This window comes from Domibacillus sp. 8LH (assembly GCF_038806185.1).
Lineage (GTDB): Bacteria > Bacillota > Bacilli > Bacillales > Domibacillaceae > Domibacillus > Domibacillus indicus_A.
The window spans coordinates 163,074-178,798 of sequence record NZ_JAVJNG010000003.1 but is presented as its reverse complement, the minus strand read 5'-3'; the positions used below and the strand labels follow the sequence as shown (position 1 = coordinate 178,798).

Here is a 15,725-nt window from a genome sequence, read left to right as displayed (position 1 = left end):
GCGAGACTGCTCCCTTTATCGGGATTGATCCGAGTCTTCATTTGCTTTTTGGTTAGCTTCTTCCGCACTGCCAGGCTCTTCAAGCTTAATAATAAGCTTCTGGCCTTCTTTTACGGCTTTGTTTGGTTCAATATTTTGAGATACTACATAGCCGGACCCTGAATAGCTTACTTTAAGCCCCATACTCTCAGCTACTTTCATCACATCACGCATGGCCCAGCCTTTCATATTTGGCATCGTCCACTTCTCAGATGTCAGCAAGATGGCTTTTTCTCCCTGCAACAGCTTTTCGCCGGCCGCTGGTACTTGCTTTTCAATTTTACTGCCTGTACCGATCACGACCGGATCCATTCCGGCGTCTTCGTACGCCTTACGTGCTTCTGATGTTTTCTTGCCGGTAAAATCTTTTAACGTTACCGTTTGAGAAATAATCGTTTTATCCGGCTTGATATTTAAATATTGAAGACTGTTTCGCATAACAGGATTGAAAATCTTTGAAACAGGGACCGACCCGGACTCTCCATCCAGCTGCGGCTGCGCAACTGCTACATATACAATGAGCTCCGGATCTTCTTTTGGGGCCATGCCCATAAAAGAAAACAAGTAATTGTTTGATCCTGTTAAGTAGCGCCCATCTTCTCCGACAAGCTGCGCGGTTCCTGTTTTCCCGGCCACATCGTATCCTTCAATGTGATACGGCTTGCCAGTGCCATGTTCTGCTGTTACGACTGTTTCCAGAATGTCTAGTGTTTCGGCTGCCGTTTCTTTAGAAATAGGCTCACCAACCACTTTCGGTTTTGTATCGACAATTGTTTTGCCGGTCGTGTCATCCACAATTTTATCAATAATATACGGCTTCATCATTTTTCCGCCGTTAGCAATCGCCGTCGCTGCCTGGAGCATTTGCATCGCATTTACCGTTGATCCTTGGCCAAATGCTGTTGTCACTTGTTCAAGCGGGTAATTATACAAAATACTGCCTGCCGCTTCGTTAGGCAGTTCTATACCTGTTTTACGCCCGAAATGGAAGTCTTCAAGATACTGCCTGAAAACACCCGGCGACATTTGTTCCAGCATATTCGCAATCGCTACATTGGAAGAGCGCTGAATGCCTTCTTTATATGTAATATTGCCCCAGCCGGCCCCGCCGTTATGATCTCCAATACTGCCTCCGCCTTTTACTTTATATCTTCCTGACTTGTAAAGAGCATCGGCTTCAAACGTGCCTTCCTCAATCGCCGCTGCCAGCGTAAAAATCTTCATCGTAGATCCGGGCTCATATGAATATTCAACGAGGTCGTTCATCCAGTTTACATCAAGCCCTTCCCGCGTGCCCGGATGAAAAGTAGGACGCTGGCTCATTGCCAAAATTTTGCCTGTTTTAGCTTCGGCTACGATGGCAAACGCTTTGGATGGATTGTATTGCGCTTCTACTTCACTTAATGCGTCTTCCATAAACGTCTGGATTTTAGAGTCAATGGTTAAATACATATCATCGCCGTTTTGCGGCTCAGTGACCATTTCTTGTTTTTCAGGAAGCAGGTAACCCCATAAGTCGCTCGTATAACGGATTTTCCCATTTTTGCCCTGCAAATATTTTTCATAGGATTTTTCAATGCCCATCTGGCCTTTTGTTTCGAATGTGACATTCCCGTTTTCATCCTCTTGTTCAATTTGCTGTGTAAAGCCAATTAAATGAGAAGCAAATTTTCCATTCGGATAAAACCGTTTCGCCTGCCGGGTAAACGTAATACCGGGCAGCTTTTCGGCTTCAATTTTTCGCTTCACGCTGTTCGTCAGCCCGCGCCCTGCCGTGCCAAACTCCACTTGGAATGCTCCTTCTTTTTTCAAACGTGCCAGTATATCTTCCTCATCCATATCAATATATTTCGCCAGCACCTTTGCTGTTTTCTCTGGATCTACTACATGATTTGGAGATTCTGGATTCGTTGTTACAGAATCATCTAAAATCGCTGCCATTGTAAATGAGGTAGTATCTTCTGCGATTACTTCTCCATTTGTATCATAAATCGTTCCCCGGCTCGCTTCAAGAACATCTGTACGCATGTATTTTTCAAGCGCTTCGTTTTTAAGTTTATGTCCGTCTGCTGTTCCGGTCGCCTGAATGTAAAATACCCGTGAAAATAAGATAAAAAAGAGGAGGGCGAACCCGACGTACAGGATCGCAACTCCTATTTTCCGATTGTTTCTATTTTCCATCATTTCGGCTCAACAACCTTAATATTTTTGCTTAAATCCAGTCCCATCGCTTTGGCACGTTCCCAAATTTTTTCATACGTGCTTTCTTCGCTGATCTGGACCTCAAGATCATGATTTACTTTTTCCTGCTCCTGGATTTTCACTTCGATATCCTGAATTTGTTTGTTTGTTTCATAGATCGCTGCCTGTGTAGAGATAAGCTTTGCACTCATAAAGCAAACTGTTAATACAAAAACAAGAAACAGTACCTTTTCTCCAGGAGTAAAAAATGACCTGCTGATCTTCCGCTGTTTAACAGAAGCCTTCTTAGGCTGTTCCACAATCGGCTTTCTCGCTGTGTTGTTCATTTCGATCCCCCCCTAATTGGTTTGTTTTCTTTTTTCTGCAATACGCAGTTTGGCTGAACGTGCCCGATTGTTTTCTGTCAGCTCTTTTTCAGTCGGGACAATCGGTTTTCTTGTTACCAGCTTTAAAACAGGTTCATATTCTTCCGGGATTACAGGTAAGCCGGGCGGCAGCTCCGGCCCTGCAGACGCTTCCTTGAAAACCGTTTTGCAAATACGGTCTTCAAGCGAGTGGAAGGTGATGACACTAATACGCCCATCGACATTCAATAAATCGATCGCATCGTGAAGTGACCGTTCAAACACACCCAGTTCATCATTTACCGCAATTCGAATGGCCTGGAAAATACGTTTGGCCGGATGGCCGCCTTTTCTTCTTGCCGGAGCCGGAATTCCTTCTTTGATCAGTTCCGTCAGCTGGCCTGTCGTTTCAATCGGCTGAACTTCCCGCGCAGCTTCAATTTTCCGGGCAATCTGCTTGGAAAACTTTTCTTCTCCATATCTGAAGAAAATGCGGACAAGCTCTTCAAAAGACCATTCATTCACAACGTGATAAGCAGTCAGTGCAGCACTTTTGTCCATTCTCATATCAAGAGGTGCATCATGATGATAGCTGAAACCGCGCTCCGGTGTATCAAGCTGAGGTGATGAAACACCCAAGTCGTACAAAATGCCGTCGATTCCTGTAACATTTCGTTTGTGAAGCTCTTCCTTCACATGTTCAAAGTTGCTTTTTATAAATTCAACACGCTCAAGAAACGGAGCAAGCCGTTTTTTCGCATGTTCAATCGCGGTTTCATCTTGATCAAATGCATATAGTTTTCCGTTTGGCCCGAGCTTTGACAGCAAATATTCACTGTGTCCGGCTCCGCCGAGTGTACAATCTACATAAATTCCGTCCGGGCGGATATTCAGCCCGTCGACTGTTTCATGAAGTAGGACAGTCGTATGATTAAATTCCATTTTCTTATCAGTCCAATCAGCATTATAAATCGAAATCAGTTAAATTTTCCGCTATGTCTGCGAACGAATCCGCCGATGTTTCCACATACTCATCCCATGCTGCGGCACACCAGATTTCCATCCGGTTTGACACTCCAACAATCACACATTCTTTTTGAAGTGAGGCATATTGCAGAAGCGGGCCGGGGATATTGATTCTGCCCTGCCGGTCAAGGGTACAGTCGTTTGCTCCCGAAAAGAAAAAACGGGCGAACGCACGTGAATCCTTCCTTGTTAAAGGCAAAGCGGCGAGTTTTTTCTCGAGTACTTTCCACTCGTCCAGGGGATATAAAAACAAGCACTTGTCCAATCCGCGTGTGACCACAAAAGTTTGGCCGGCTTCACCACGGAATTTTGCGGGGATAATCAATCTGCCTTTTTCATCGACCGAATGACGGTATTCACCCATGAACATAATGCTTCCCCACTTTCTACACTAACTTTACCACATCCCCCCACTTTGCACCACCAATTTCATGTTGCAGATCTTTTCATTTCGTTTACACAAAAAAGCCTGCCCTAAGAGCAGACTTTTCATTTATACATATAGAAGATAATGGCCGCCATCGTGTTTATATGGCTGATTCAACAAGTCATCAATAAAAGAAGGACCGTACACATTTAAAAATGGATATACGTTCCATACTCTTTCCTGCAGTCCATCCGGGCGCAGAGCGGCTTGTACACGGTCAAACCGGCGTAAAGCCGCGTCGTGTGTCTGCTTCAAAACAGCGTCGCTTTTTTGAAGCAGCAGCTCAATTTGCCGTTCATGATACTGCTTGTTTTTTTCAACAATCGGTACAAGGCCATTATGAAGCTCGGCCGCACGCGCTTCAATTTTCTCATAGCTCGCCATCAAATCCTGCTTCATATGGGCAACAAGCTCATCAAGGTGGTGATCACGAATAGAGTCCATATAAGCAGATTTTTCATTTTGCACGCCTTGCTGCACCGCCGTTTCAATCGGTGTTCCAATCTCTGAAACAATCTCCGCCACTGTCCGGTCTACAATCGTAATATTTAACCTTGGCATAATAAGCGGCATCGTAAGCCCGATATATTCAAAAGCTCCTTTTAACTCCGCCCAATAAGCAATCTCGCCTGGACCGGCGATAAAAGCAAGTGTAGGAAACAGCCATTCCTGCATGAGCGGCCGCGTCACAACATTGTTACTAAAGGATTCCGGCGACGTTTCCAGAAGCTGCAGTAAATCATCTTCTGTGTACGACCTCCCGCTTTTGCTGATAAACAGCCCGCCTTCCCTTTCAAGCAGGTAGCGCTCTCCTTCTTCAATCAGGAATAGATTCGCCGGCTGGCCGCTCGTTTCAATTGCGGGCGTAAAGCCGGCTTGTTCAAGCTCCTGCTGCGTGGAGTGCACCGCTTCTGCAATCGGGCCGCTTTCCACAATCAGTCTCTTAAAAAATGGCGCTTCAAGCTTTCGAAGCTCCGGGTCTGCCGCATCAATCAGCAGCAGGCCGTGCTTGGCAAAAAAGGATCCGGTTAAAAAAGCAAAAAAATCGGTAAATGTGCGGCTTGCCTTCACCGCTTTTTTCACATCATGAAGAAGCTGATTCGTATAGTGTGTTTCTTTTAAACAAGCAAAAACAGAGGCCACCCAGCCGAGCATTTGCTCTTGATCGTAGACCGTGCTTGATGCGGCCTGTTTTTTCACAAACCGCTCTGGGTATCCTATTTTTTGCATATTCCCGTTTTTTTCTAAAAACACATGGTTGATTTCCAGCAGATCATGATCCTCGCCGGCAATCCAAAAAACGGGGACAACCGGAATATCCAGCTGCTCTTCCTGCTCTCTCGCCAGGTGCAGAATCGAAATGATTTTATGTATAGAATAAAGCGGACCTGTTAAAAGTCCAGCCTGCTGGCCGCCGATCACGACAACCGATTCAGAGTCTTCAAGCTTCTGAAGAGAGTGCTCTGTTTGCGCTGTCACATGATGCGGCGCCATATAATTCCGAATGATGCCAGCCAGCTCTTTTCGCTTAAACATTCGTGTCCGCACCTCTTCTGACCGCTGCTGAAAAGACTGCTGCGAAAATGGATCGTAGTCAAAAAAGCCGCCTGCCTGCTTTGAGCCGCTTATATATTCCCTGGCAAATGGGGTCAAAGCGGGAACAGAAATGCGTTTTTGTTCCATGGATGTACTTCCTTTCTTTCGGACAAATTTTCTTGTTCGAGTATACCACCTGTCGGATTGAAAGGGAAAACAATGTGCCTGCACAGCTCCAATTCTTTTCCCTTATCTGCCCAATTCGGCTTCTTTTCCTTTTATAAGATGGTATAAGAGCGAAAAAGCGGGGGTCTCAACGCCCCTTTGTGCTGCTTCTTCCAAAAGAGCTCCTACGATTGCGTCTAATTCCGTTTTCCGCCTTGCTTTTATGTCTCGAAGCATCGAGGATTCATTAGCGGCTGTCTGGCGGCACACATCGAAAACAGACTGCGTAACGGATTCCTTCGTTTTAAAAGGAAAAACGGCCGCAATTTCTGCACACAATTTTTCTGCCGCTGCAGCATATTCGCTATTTTCAGCCAGCTCTCCGTTTTTCACATATAAAAGGGCAGTTAACGGATTAATCACTGCATTTGCGGCCATTTTATCAACCAGCATTTCGTATGCACTTTCTTCCCATTGAAAAGCAAAAACAGGCGTCTCCAGTTCGCGGACAACCGCTTCCTCTCCCCCTTTTACACAGGCCATTTTTGTTTGGCCGCGCCCGTTCACCTGCACCGTACGCTCGTCTATTTTGGCTGCCCCATGCGTGACAGAGCCGGCATAAATATTTGAAAAAGGAAGCTGCTGAATCAGCTTAAGATGGGTTAAACCATTTTGGATAAACAGCAAAGATGATGCTTTTGGAAGGTGCTGAAGGATCTCCGGCAAATGGTACTGCTTCACCGCTGCAACGATTAAATCCGTTTCCGGAGGCGCAACAGCGGCTGTTTGAACCGGATAAATATGTGACTGCCCCTGCTCAATGACACGAATGCCTTCCTCTTCAAGGCGTTTCCGTTGTACGCTTGTTCTCGTTTGAATAGTTATGCGGTGGCGGCTGCTCCACTCTGCAGCAAAAAACAGCCCAAGGGCCCCCGCTCCAATAATATGAATGTTCATGTATCTCTCCCGGTTTGTAAGCGATAACAGGATCGCTACTTTTTTATTTACTTTATTATATAATAAAGTAGACAAATCAAGAGAGAGTTTGCAAAGGAGATTGAGGAAATGGGCTTAGCAGTTGAGAATCTGAAAATGAATTTCAAAACGATGGAAGAGTTTAAATCCTTCAAAGAATATGGACTTGAAGAACTTTCGATGATTGAGGAACTACAAACTTCCATGGTCGAAGACAATACCGATTCGCCTTTTTACGGCATTTATTACGGGGACCGGCTTGCTGCCCGTATGTGCCTGTACATCCGACGGGATACATCAAATCTTGTACCCGGAAACGATCAGTATGTAGAAATTCGGAAACTTGAAGTACTGCCGGCTTTTCAAAAGAAGGGACTTGGGGCATTGCTTGTCCAGTTTGCCAAGTCGTTTGAACTCCCTATCATGACAAAACCGCGCGTAAAGTCACAGTCTTTTTGGGAGAAAGTAGATTTTAAGCCGGTATCCGAAAACAGCACACGCCTTATTTGGCTTCCTGAAAAGAAAAACGCTCAGAAAACAAGCTGAACTCACGCACAATCTGTTCTCCTTTATCCATACTCTAATGACAAAAAAAGCGAAGAGCCATGGCCTCTTCGCTTTTTTTGAAAGATGTAAAAGATGTTATTTGCTAACAACTTCTTTACCTTTATATGTTCCGCACTCTTTGCATACGCGGTGCGCAAGTTTCATCTCACCGCAGTTCGGGCAAGCTACCATACCTGGCACTTGAAGTTTGAAGTGCGTACGGCGTTTGTTTTTGCGTGTAGTAGAAGTTCTTCTAAAAGGTACTGCCATGTGATATACACCTCCTTAACGGAATAAAAACTATATGAAGCCAGAATAGCTGTACTTCTCAATTACTCATCATCGGACGAAAAGAAGTTTTGAAGTCCTGCTAATCTTGGATCAACAGCCGGCTTCTTTTTTTCGGGAAGCTCTTCTTCTTCTTCAAAAAACGCCCAATCTTTCCCAGACTGAACAACATGCTCATCCGCTTCTTCACTGAAAATCTGCATTGGTACCTCTAAAATGATCGCTTCTTTTAAAATCGGCCGGAGATCTATTACATTTCCCTCCGGAAAGTGAACATCTTCTGTCTCATATGATTCGCCTTCCTCCGGCTTTAATAAAAACCGTTCTGTCAGCGGAATTTCAAACGAGTAAGGCACGTCTACAAGTGTCCGAGAACAAGGGACAATCATTTCACCCGTTGCTTTTACATGAAAAACAATTTGATCATGACGAATATCAGCTCTGCCTGTTACATGGACAGGCGAAATGCGGCGTATGTCATTATCGAGTGTTGTTAAGTCTGTTACGTCAACTGTTTCATCAATTTCAAGACCGCGGTCGCGGTATTTTTGCAGTTGAATTATTGACCATTTCATTTAATCACCTCAAGGCAACAAAAGTAATTATAGCCCTCTCCCGATTGAATGTCAATATATTTTCTTTACAGTGAAATACCGGTTTGACTTTTTATTCACCATCTTTGAAAATGAAAGAACATTCTCCTGAAGAAAGGACGTTTCACATGAACGCAGCCGGCATTGTTGTTGAATACAATCCATTTCATAATGGACATCTCTACCATATAAATGAAACGAGGCGTTTGTCAAATGCAGACACCATTATCGCAGTGATGAGCGGCTCATTTTTACAGCGCGGAGAGCCGGCCATTGTTGATAAGTGGACCCGCACAAAGGTAGCCCTGCAGCACGGTGTGGATATTGTCGTTGAACTTCCATACGCTTTTTCAACGCAGCGGGCTGAAATATTTGCACAGGGCGCCATTGAGATTCTTTCCCATTTAAAGTGCCGCTTTTTTTGCTTCGGCAGTGAAAATGGCGGTATGGATCCTTTCCTCCACACCGCAGAACAACTGAAAAAAAACAGCATAGACCTTGATACCTGCGTCCGCTCCCTTATGAAAGAAGGAATGAGCTACCCCGCCGCCCAGACAAAAGCAAGAAACGAAGTGTTCGGAGAAAATGCACTGCCGCTTGATTTGTCAAAGCCAAATAACATTTTAGGCTTTCATTATGTAAAAGCCAATCTCGGGCTGACCACGCCTATGCAGCCGCTGACGATTCAGCGAAAAGGAGCAGGATTCCATGATACTGAATCAACAGGGCCGATTGCAAGTGCGACAGCGATTCGGCAGCGCCTCTTTACTACAGAAGAACCGATTCATGATGTCATGCCTTCGCTGAGTGCTGAAGCCATGCAAAACCGTCCACTGCATTCATGGGAATCTTACTGGCCTCTGCTTCGCTACCGCTTGCTGTCCATTGAACCTGGCCGTCTTGCTTCCATTTATGAAGTAGAGGAAGGCATCGGGCCAAGACTCACAGAAGCAGCACGGCAAAGCAGCTCCTTTGCCGGCTTTATGGAACAGGTTAAAACGAAGCGTTACACGTGGACCCGCCTTCAGCGAATGATGACCCACATTTTAACTGACACCGATAAAGCAAGCATGCGGAAGGCTCAGCAGACTTCTTTTGTCCGGCTGCTTGGTATGACCGAAAGTGGGCGTGCATATATCCGGTCCGTTAAAAAAGAAATGGAAGTGCCGCTGCTTTCCCGCACAGCTGCTGCCGGCAGCCTGCTTGCGCTGGATATAAAAGCATCCCGTGTGTTCGCTTCCGCCCCCAACGCGAGTGAAAGCTACGTGCGTTCTCTTTTAGAACGAGAATATTCCATGCCGCCAATTTTACTTTGACACAGACAGGTTTCTTAAATAGTCCACTGCGTCCGAAAAAGTTTGAACCGGTACAATAACCATGCTTGTTCCAATATCCTCTGCAGCTTTTTTGGCTTCCTCATAATTGGTTTTGACATCTGTACGGCCCGCCGGCAGCTTATCATCCGGCGCAAAGAAAAACTGCGCCCCTGCCTGGTCGGCCGCTACGACTTTTTGAGCAATGCCTCCAATCCGGCCAACTGTGCCGTCTGGGGCAATTGTTCCCGTTCCAGCTACCTTTAACCCAGCCGCCAAATCCTCTTCTACCAGCTGGTCGTAAATTTCAAGTGAAAACATAAGACCGGCAGAAGGACCGCCAATGTCATCTGCTTTCAGCGTTACCTTTGGATCGCTTTTGAGCGCTCGATCATCGGCCAGGCTGATGCCAAGACCGGACTTGCCGCCCAGCTCTGCGAATGCTCTGAGCTGAACGGTTTTTTCATATTTTTTTTTATCGCGTATAAATGCGACTGTAATTCGGCTGCCTGGCTTTTTCGCCTGCACATAATCCGTCATTTGTTTAGACGATGTAACAGAACGGCCATCAATAGATGTGATGCGGTCGCCTGCTTCAAGCACTCCTTCCGCAGGCATATCAGGAAATACACTTAACACATAAATACCTTTGTATATCCAGCTGTGCGGTTTGCCCGCTTCCTTAAAAGCAACCGCTACAGCATTTTGCTGTGAGGTATCCATTAAATGAACCTGCCTCACGTTAAATTCGTTCTCTGATTCGTGTGAATAGCGAACCGTTTCTTTCGGGAGAATTTCCTCATAATCCCGAAGAAATGCCCACGCGTATGAATAAATGTTAGCAGGCCCCATCTGTATCGTGGTCAGCATCAATGTGCTTGTATCATTGTCGTCTCCTTCATCTACATCAACAATTGGATTAAGCGTGTGCGCTTCTCCCGGTCTTGTAATGTAAAATGGCAGCGGGATAAAGGCTGCCACAATAATCAGCAGCAGAATCGCATATAAGAGCCCTGTTCTTTTATTTTTCACATTTGTTCTTCCTTCCATGCAGAAATCATCCAGCTCTATAACTGGTATGAATTGTTTCATTAGTCTATTCTTTCTGCCTTTACATATCCTTTTGTACAGGCTCTTTTATTGTACAAAATTTTAAGAAGGCGTGCTTTATATTCTAATCAGGGGGCTTTTTATGTGGAAAACTTATGCTGCCGCCTGCTCCATCACGCTGCTGGCTGCCGCTCTTTTATTTTCACCTCAAGCCGGCTTGAAGGCAGCAGTCTACGGTATGGATATATGGTGGAAAACTGTTTTTCCATCCCTTCTTCCTTTTCTCATTTTAACAGAGTTAATGACAGGTCTTGGCGTGATTGCTTTTTTCGGCTCCATCCTAAGCGGTTTGATGCGTTTTTTTTTCCGCATTCCCGGTCCAGCCGGTGTGACTTGGATGCTGTCACTTGCTTCAGGATTTCCGGCCGGCGCAAGAATGGCTGCACAGCTTCGCACGGAGCAGTCGATTACCCGTACAGAAGCAGAACGGCTCGTTGCGATGGCCCATTCCTCTAACCCATTATTTATTTTAAGTGCGGTGGCCAGCGGTTTTTTAAAAAGTCCGGAGACCGGCCTGCTGCTTGCCTCAGCTCATTACAGCGGTGCTTTTTTAGTCGGGCTTACAATGCGTTTTTATGGAAAAGAAGAAAAAATAGAGAGAAAAAAAATAAAAACAGCCGGGCCTCTTCAGGCATTTAAAGAAGCACGCGAAAAAGATGGACGGGTTTTTGGCACCTTGCTCGCGGATGCAGTACTGTCTTCTGTCAAAACACTTGTACTGGTTGGCGGCTTTATTCTCTTTTTTTCTGTCTTAACCACTTTGCTGCATAAGTATGGAGTGGCCGCTTTTTTATTTTCTCTTCTTGGCTCCAATGAAACAAGCATGCCTGTCTTTAAAGCGCTTTTTGCTGGTTTTTTCGAACTCACGTCTGGTGTGCAGCTTTCCTCTTCCGAATCGATTCCTTTACCCGTAAGCCTGCTGATGATCAGTGCTATTCTTGGCTTTAGCGGCTTAAGCGTTCACGCGCAGGTAGCGGCAATTATTAGTGAAACGGATATCCGTTTCGGCCCTTTTTTCGCCGGCCGTATTCTTCATAGTGTATATGCAGCAGTCATTACTTTTTGTTTGTTATCATGGCCTGTTTCTTTTCCGAAGGCGGCTCTATCGTTTGCGCCAGAGCATGGCATGCTGATCACAGTAGTTGTTCTGGGTGTCGCTTCTCTTTTGCTGGGAATCCGCTATTCAAAAAGCCGGACCAAAAGAGTTTAATCTTTCGGCCCGGCTTTTTTATTTTGAAACGGAATCAGCAAGACGTTTTTTTATTAAAGCTTCTTCCACTTCCCTCGGGACAAGCTCTGAAATATCCGCCCCATATTTCGCCACTTCCTTGACAATGCTTGAGCTGAGAAACGAATACTGACTATTGGTCATCATAAAAAACGTTTCAAGCTCATCGTTTAATACGCGGTTCATGGACGTAATCTGCATTTCATATTCAAAGTCAGATACTGCCCGCAGTCCACGCAGTATAGCTTTTGCTTTTACCTGTTTTGCGTAATCAACGAGCAGGCCCTGATAATGATCCACTTCCACATTTGGAATATGTGCCGTAACCTGGCGGATTAACTCTGCCCGCTCCTCCGCCGAAAACAGCGGTTGTTTAGATGAATTACTTAAAATGACGACATACACTTTGTCGAATACTTTCGCCCCGCGCTGAATAATATCCAGGTGCCCGTTGGTAATCGGATCAAAGCTTCCTGGGCAAACTGCAATACTTGTCATGATCTTTCCTCCTCATCTGCCGCTTTGTAAATGGAAACAGAAATCATTCCGTACGTTTCGGCGCGTGTGCAAGAAAACGGGCCGACCTGTTCAGGAAGGCGTACATCTGATCCGTGCTCACACATCACAAATCCATGTGGTGCAAGCAGATTATGCTCCGCAATAAACAGCAGCACGGCTTCAAGCTTTTGCTTTTTATAAGGCGGATCAAGAAAAATACCATCGAATACTAATTCGCGCTTTACAATGGCTTTTAATGCCCGCTCCGCTTCATTTCGATATACTTCTGAGCACTCTGTAAATCCAGCGTTCCGTATATTTTCTTTTACCGTTTGAATCGCTTTCATATCGCGATCAACAAAAATCATTCGATCCATTCCCCGGCTGAGCGCTTCAATTCCGAGCCCTCCTGAGCCTGCAAATAAATCTAATCCAGTGCCGCCTTCAAAATAAGGACCGACCATATTGAAAATGGACTCCTTTACTTTATCTGTCGTAGGGCGCGTGTCTTTTCCCGGCACAGCTTTTAAAGGCAGCCCCTTTTTTTCACCTGAAATGATTCTCATATTTTAACCTGCCATTCGTTTTTCTTCATTCATGGTATCATAAACGTATAAATGAAATCTATAGGGTGAAAAAGAAACCCCGCCTTTGGCGCGAGGTTTCTACAGTCCATAAGATGTCAGCTCAATGGCTTCATTGGATTCTTTTACTTCAAAGAGAAACACTTTTTGAAACCAAATTTTATCTATATACGTTATACCGTCGATTTGGTCAAGAGCATGTTCATACAAAAGATGCGGATGGTTATTTACATATACCTGGTTTCGGGCTGCATCGAACCGGTATACGTCCACTCCTTTTTTCATCCTCCACTGCTGCGGCGATACTTTTTGAACAGAAAATCCGAGAGCTTTAGCTGCGTCTTCAAGCGGAATATACAGCAGGCCATTTTTTGTTTTAACATGAAAAGATACTGGCTGATCCTCTACTGTAACAAGCCGTCCATCAAAAAAAACAAGAGGCAGAGACGGAGGGCGGCTGCTTTTGTTTTCTTTAAAAAAGTTTGTCTGCTCACCTTTTACTGCTGACAGCACCTGGTCAAGCTTAACGGCATTTACTTCTTTGCCTTTAAGCTGCAAAAGTGCTTCTTCCCATTTCTTTTCTTCTTGTTCAGTCAGTACGGCCGTAACTTGCTCCTTCATCTCGGCGGCTTTCATATACATCGGTTTTGCGTTATATAAAGACACAGCAAGGAATGACGTCATCCATTGTTCATCTGCCGGAAAAATAAAGTGTTTTTTAACATACGCATACACCGCATTTGTGTGGATGGTGTTTAAATCACTTTGCTGCCGGATAAACAGCAACCCGTCAAGCTGCTGCGGTTTAATATCAGAAGAGATCACAACGGTCTGCCTTGGAAGGTCTTCTGTAGAAAATGGCATGTCCATTAATCCTGACGGAAGCTGCACGGTGTATCGTGCAAAAATGGTCCCTCCTGAAAATTGGGTTTCTTTTAAACGCTCTTTTTGCCAGAAAAGCGGTGGCCTCTCTGCTTCCCCTTCAAAGGAATAAAAATCAATTTCTGAAAGCTGCTTGGCGGCTTTTTGCTCAATAGAGGATATCCATTGTCCCCCTCTTTTTGTATGATCCGTTATAAGCAGCGTGGTTTTGGCTGATGTCATTTCTTCAAACGCTGCCTGCCAATTGTTCAATAAAAAAGAACGTGGAGAAAGCGAAGCCGGAATCGTGTATTGAATCGAGACATTTTCACCTTTTACCGTAATGGTTCCCGACTGACTGCTCGTTATGCACGTATCTCCTTTTGAACAGGATACTTCTTCTGCATCGGCAGGCAGCCTCATTGTTAAATTCGTGCCTTCCGATACGGAAGCGAGCGTCTGCTTGATCGTAAAGCCGCTTTCTTTAACATCTATTTCAATCGTCTGGTTTGCGATTACTTTCTGGGAAGCGCTTGATCGTTTCTCATAGCCAATCCATTGAACTGTTAACAATACGCCGGCGACCGCTGTTAAAAGCAAAAGAAACACAGGGACTTTATTCATGCATAATCCACACTCCTTAAGAACTATGACCTATCCCTATCATATCAAAAAAATTTTTCGCTGACGATGAAATTTGTCAAAATCAAGTGAACATTGCTTATAATAAGGGAGATGAATGGAGGTATATAGATGATTCAACGATTTATTGAACTTGGTGAAGGATATTCAGATTTATATGAGCTTCTTGATATTGCGGAGCGCGCAGTCGGCCGGATTTCGCAATTTGTTGCCCTGCACTCTGCCGGCGGTACGTCATGTGCTGTTATTCTACATCCAACGGAGACAGGCAGTTTTCAGCCGATTTATGTATGCCGGGAAGGCATTCCCAATCCTTATCAAAAAGAAAATGAACGGTTTCGCTTGTTTCAGCAGGCTGCAGCTTCAGCGGGTAAGCCGCTCATTGAGCTAGAAGTCAAGCCTTCCTCCCAGTTTGCCGAAAAAACGTTGTACTACCAGTATTTAATCGGCATTTTACGCCTTAACCATTATCTTCGTCCGCTTTAAATAAAAGGTTAGGTTAAAGATGAATATTGTTAATGACGACAAAAGGCAGAGGACCCCGTCTCCTTGGATTCCCTGCCTTTTGCTTTTTAGTTTCACCGTGTTTCCTAGCGGCGAGACAATTGCTGTTTCGCCATTTGCACGAGGCGTTTCGTGATTTCACCGTTGACACGCGACGGGGCATCGGCCCCGGGCTGAACACCAAATTCAGAGGCGATTTCGTGCTTCAATTGGTCAATAGCTTGCTGGACTCCAGGGACCAACAGCCGATTGCGATTGCTGCTTAACATGATTCAATCACTCCCTCTTTTTTGTCCGCCTTGCCTTACCAGTATGGGGCGCTTCTATCCTTCCCATCCTGGTAACTTAACCAAATAAAAAAAGCCTGTCTAAAGACAGGCTTCAGGCTGTTGACAAACGCCCGCTTTCAGCGTCACTTGCCGGCAGTGAATGCTCATAACCCGAAAAGGTCACTCCGCTTCCCAGCCAGCGGCGTTCCTAGAAAGCCAGACGTTTTTAACCAGCCTGCTTTCTTACTTTGTCTACAATCTCAAGCCTGTTTAAAAACAAGCTTTTTTTATACACCAATTTTATAATCGTATTCTTTTGCTTTATCGGGACGGGAGTTTTCGTAGTCCACCTTTAAAAACGGCTTTTCGGAAAAATCAACTTTCTTAACAAAAGAAAATCCTGTCAGCTTTTCCGCCAGTTCCCGCGCTTCTGCATGGTTGCAATAAAGAACCGCATACTTCATTTTTTTTGAGACGTAATGAATATTACCGTATTTGCGTAATGATTTGGCTGGCTTCAATGAATGAAGCCACACAATCAATGCCTGCCTTTCTGTCAGCATGTCCATCCCCCG

At 45.0% G+C, this 15,725-nt stretch carries 18 protein-coding genes; 4 read left to right on the top strand and 14 right to left on the bottom strand.

From position 1 onward, the window contains the following. Nucleotides 1–15: 15 nt before the first annotated feature. The 6 genes from RG959_RS07380 to RG959_RS07355 form a co-directional block, all read right to left on the bottom strand. Nucleotides 16–2,223: a penicillin-binding protein gene (locus RG959_RS07380; protein WP_342796567.1), complete on the bottom strand. Its 2,208-nt coding sequence runs from the start codon at nucleotides 2,221–2,223 to the stop codon at nucleotides 16–18. After that, nucleotides 2,220–2,567, bottom strand: coding sequence for a cell division protein FtsL (gene ftsL, locus RG959_RS07375; RefSeq protein WP_309087019.1), 348 nt, complete (start codon nucleotides 2,565–2,567; stop codon nucleotides 2,220–2,222). The genes RG959_RS07380 and ftsL overlap by 4 nt, the downstream gene beginning before the upstream one ends. A 12-nt stretch (nucleotides 2,568–2,579) precedes the next feature. Continuing rightward, a complete protein-coding gene (gene rsmH / locus RG959_RS07370; RefSeq protein WP_242232131.1) occupies nucleotides 2,580–3,527 on the bottom strand; it encodes a 16S rRNA (cytosine(1402)-N(4))-methyltransferase RsmH in 948 nt (315 codons plus the stop codon). 22 nt (nucleotides 3,528–3,549) lie between these two features. Continuing rightward, a complete protein-coding gene (mraZ, locus tag RG959_RS07365; protein ID WP_342796566.1) occupies nucleotides 3,550–3,981 on the bottom strand; it encodes a division/cell wall cluster transcriptional repressor MraZ in 432 nt (143 codons plus the stop codon). Between the two features lie 123 nt (nucleotides 3,982–4,104). After that, nucleotides 4,105–5,721: a bacillithiol biosynthesis cysteine-adding enzyme BshC gene (gene bshC, locus RG959_RS07360; protein ID WP_342796565.1), complete on the bottom strand. Its 1,617-nt coding sequence runs from the start codon at nucleotides 5,719–5,721 to the stop codon at nucleotides 4,105–4,107. 102 nt (nucleotides 5,722–5,823) lie between these two features. Next, nucleotides 5,824–6,696 (bottom strand): 2-dehydropantoate 2-reductase, encoded by an 873-nt coding sequence (locus tag RG959_RS07355; RefSeq protein ID WP_342796564.1) that lies wholly within the window; start codon nucleotides 6,694–6,696, stop codon nucleotides 5,824–5,826. Nucleotides 6,697–6,804: 108 nt separating this feature from the next. Here RG959_RS07355 and RG959_RS07350 point away from each other — a divergent pair, with 108 nt between their 5' ends. Continuing rightward, the gene (locus tag RG959_RS07350) at nucleotides 6,805–7,260 is read left to right on the top strand and encodes a GNAT family N-acetyltransferase (protein WP_342796563.1); all 456 of its coding nucleotides are present in this window, start codon (nucleotides 6,805–6,807) and stop codon (nucleotides 7,258–7,260) included. Nucleotides 7,261–7,356: 96 nt separating this feature from the next. Here the strand turns inward: RG959_RS07350 and rpmF are convergent, their stop codons facing one another. Further along, nucleotides 7,357–7,530 carry a 50S ribosomal protein L32 gene (rpmF, locus tag RG959_RS07345; protein WP_046175141.1) on the bottom strand — a complete coding sequence of 58 codons (174 nt, stop codon included), beginning with the start codon at nucleotides 7,528–7,530 and terminating at the stop codon, nucleotides 7,357–7,359. Nucleotides 7,531–7,592: 62 nt separating this feature from the next. Further along, on the bottom strand, nucleotides 7,593–8,123 hold the full coding sequence (locus tag RG959_RS07340) for a YceD family protein (RefSeq protein ID WP_242232136.1): 531 nt from the start codon (nucleotides 8,121–8,123) through the stop codon (nucleotides 7,593–7,595). 146 nt (nucleotides 8,124–8,269) lie between these two features. On the opposite strand from RG959_RS07340, the gene RG959_RS07335 reads away from it, so the two are divergent. Then, entirely contained in the window at nucleotides 8,270–9,457 is a 1,188-nt protein-coding gene (locus RG959_RS07335; protein ID WP_342796562.1) for a nucleotidyltransferase, read from the top strand. Here the strand turns inward: RG959_RS07335 and RG959_RS07330 are convergent. Further along, a complete protein-coding gene (locus RG959_RS07330; protein ID WP_483298858.1) occupies nucleotides 9,449–10,504 on the bottom strand; it encodes a SepM family pheromone-processing serine protease in 1,056 nt (351 codons plus the stop codon). The genes RG959_RS07335 and RG959_RS07330 overlap by 9 nt on opposite strands. A gap of 142 nt (nucleotides 10,505–10,646) precedes the next feature. On the opposite strand from RG959_RS07330, the gene ylbJ reads away from it, so the two are divergent. Next, nucleotides 10,647–11,774: a sporulation integral membrane protein YlbJ gene (ylbJ, locus tag RG959_RS07325; RefSeq protein ID WP_342796560.1), complete on the top strand. Its 1,128-nt coding sequence runs from the start codon at nucleotides 10,647–10,649 to the stop codon at nucleotides 11,772–11,774. Between the two features lie 18 nt (nucleotides 11,775–11,792). Here ylbJ and coaD read toward each other — a convergent pair whose 3' ends face one another. From coaD to RG959_RS07310, 3 genes are all read right to left on the bottom strand, one after another. Next, nucleotides 11,793–12,290 (bottom strand): pantetheine-phosphate adenylyltransferase, encoded by a 498-nt coding sequence (gene coaD / locus RG959_RS07320; protein WP_242232140.1) that lies wholly within the window; start codon nucleotides 12,288–12,290, stop codon nucleotides 11,793–11,795. After that, nucleotides 12,287–12,856: a 16S rRNA (guanine(966)-N(2))-methyltransferase RsmD gene (rsmD, locus tag RG959_RS07315; protein ID WP_342796559.1), complete on the bottom strand. Its 570-nt coding sequence runs from the start codon at nucleotides 12,854–12,856 to the stop codon at nucleotides 12,287–12,289. The genes coaD and rsmD overlap by 4 nt, the downstream gene beginning before the upstream one ends. Before the next feature lie 99 nt (nucleotides 12,857–12,955). Further along, a complete protein-coding gene (locus tag RG959_RS07310; RefSeq protein ID WP_342796558.1) occupies nucleotides 12,956–14,359 on the bottom strand; it encodes a stalk domain-containing protein in 1,404 nt (467 codons plus the stop codon). 129 nt (nucleotides 14,360–14,488) lie between these two features. Between RG959_RS07310 and RG959_RS07305 the strand changes: the two genes are divergently transcribed. Next, nucleotides 14,489–14,863, top strand: a complete 375-nt coding sequence (locus RG959_RS07305; protein WP_342796557.1) for a DUF7147 family protein — start codon at nucleotides 14,489–14,491, stop codon at nucleotides 14,861–14,863. 104 nt (nucleotides 14,864–14,967) lie between these two features. On the opposite strand, the gene RG959_RS07300 is transcribed toward RG959_RS07305, so the two are convergent. Together RG959_RS07300 and RG959_RS07295 are read right to left on the bottom strand one after the other, a co-directional pair. Next, nucleotides 14,968–15,150 (bottom strand): alpha/beta-type small acid-soluble spore protein, encoded by a 183-nt coding sequence (locus RG959_RS07300; RefSeq protein WP_342796556.1) that lies wholly within the window; start codon nucleotides 15,148–15,150, stop codon nucleotides 14,968–14,970. Between the two features lie 287 nt (nucleotides 15,151–15,437). After that, nucleotides 15,438–15,713, bottom strand: coding sequence for a YlbG family protein (locus RG959_RS07295; protein WP_342796555.1), 276 nt, complete (start codon nucleotides 15,711–15,713; stop codon nucleotides 15,438–15,440). Nucleotides 15,714–15,725: the final 12 nt, after the last annotated feature.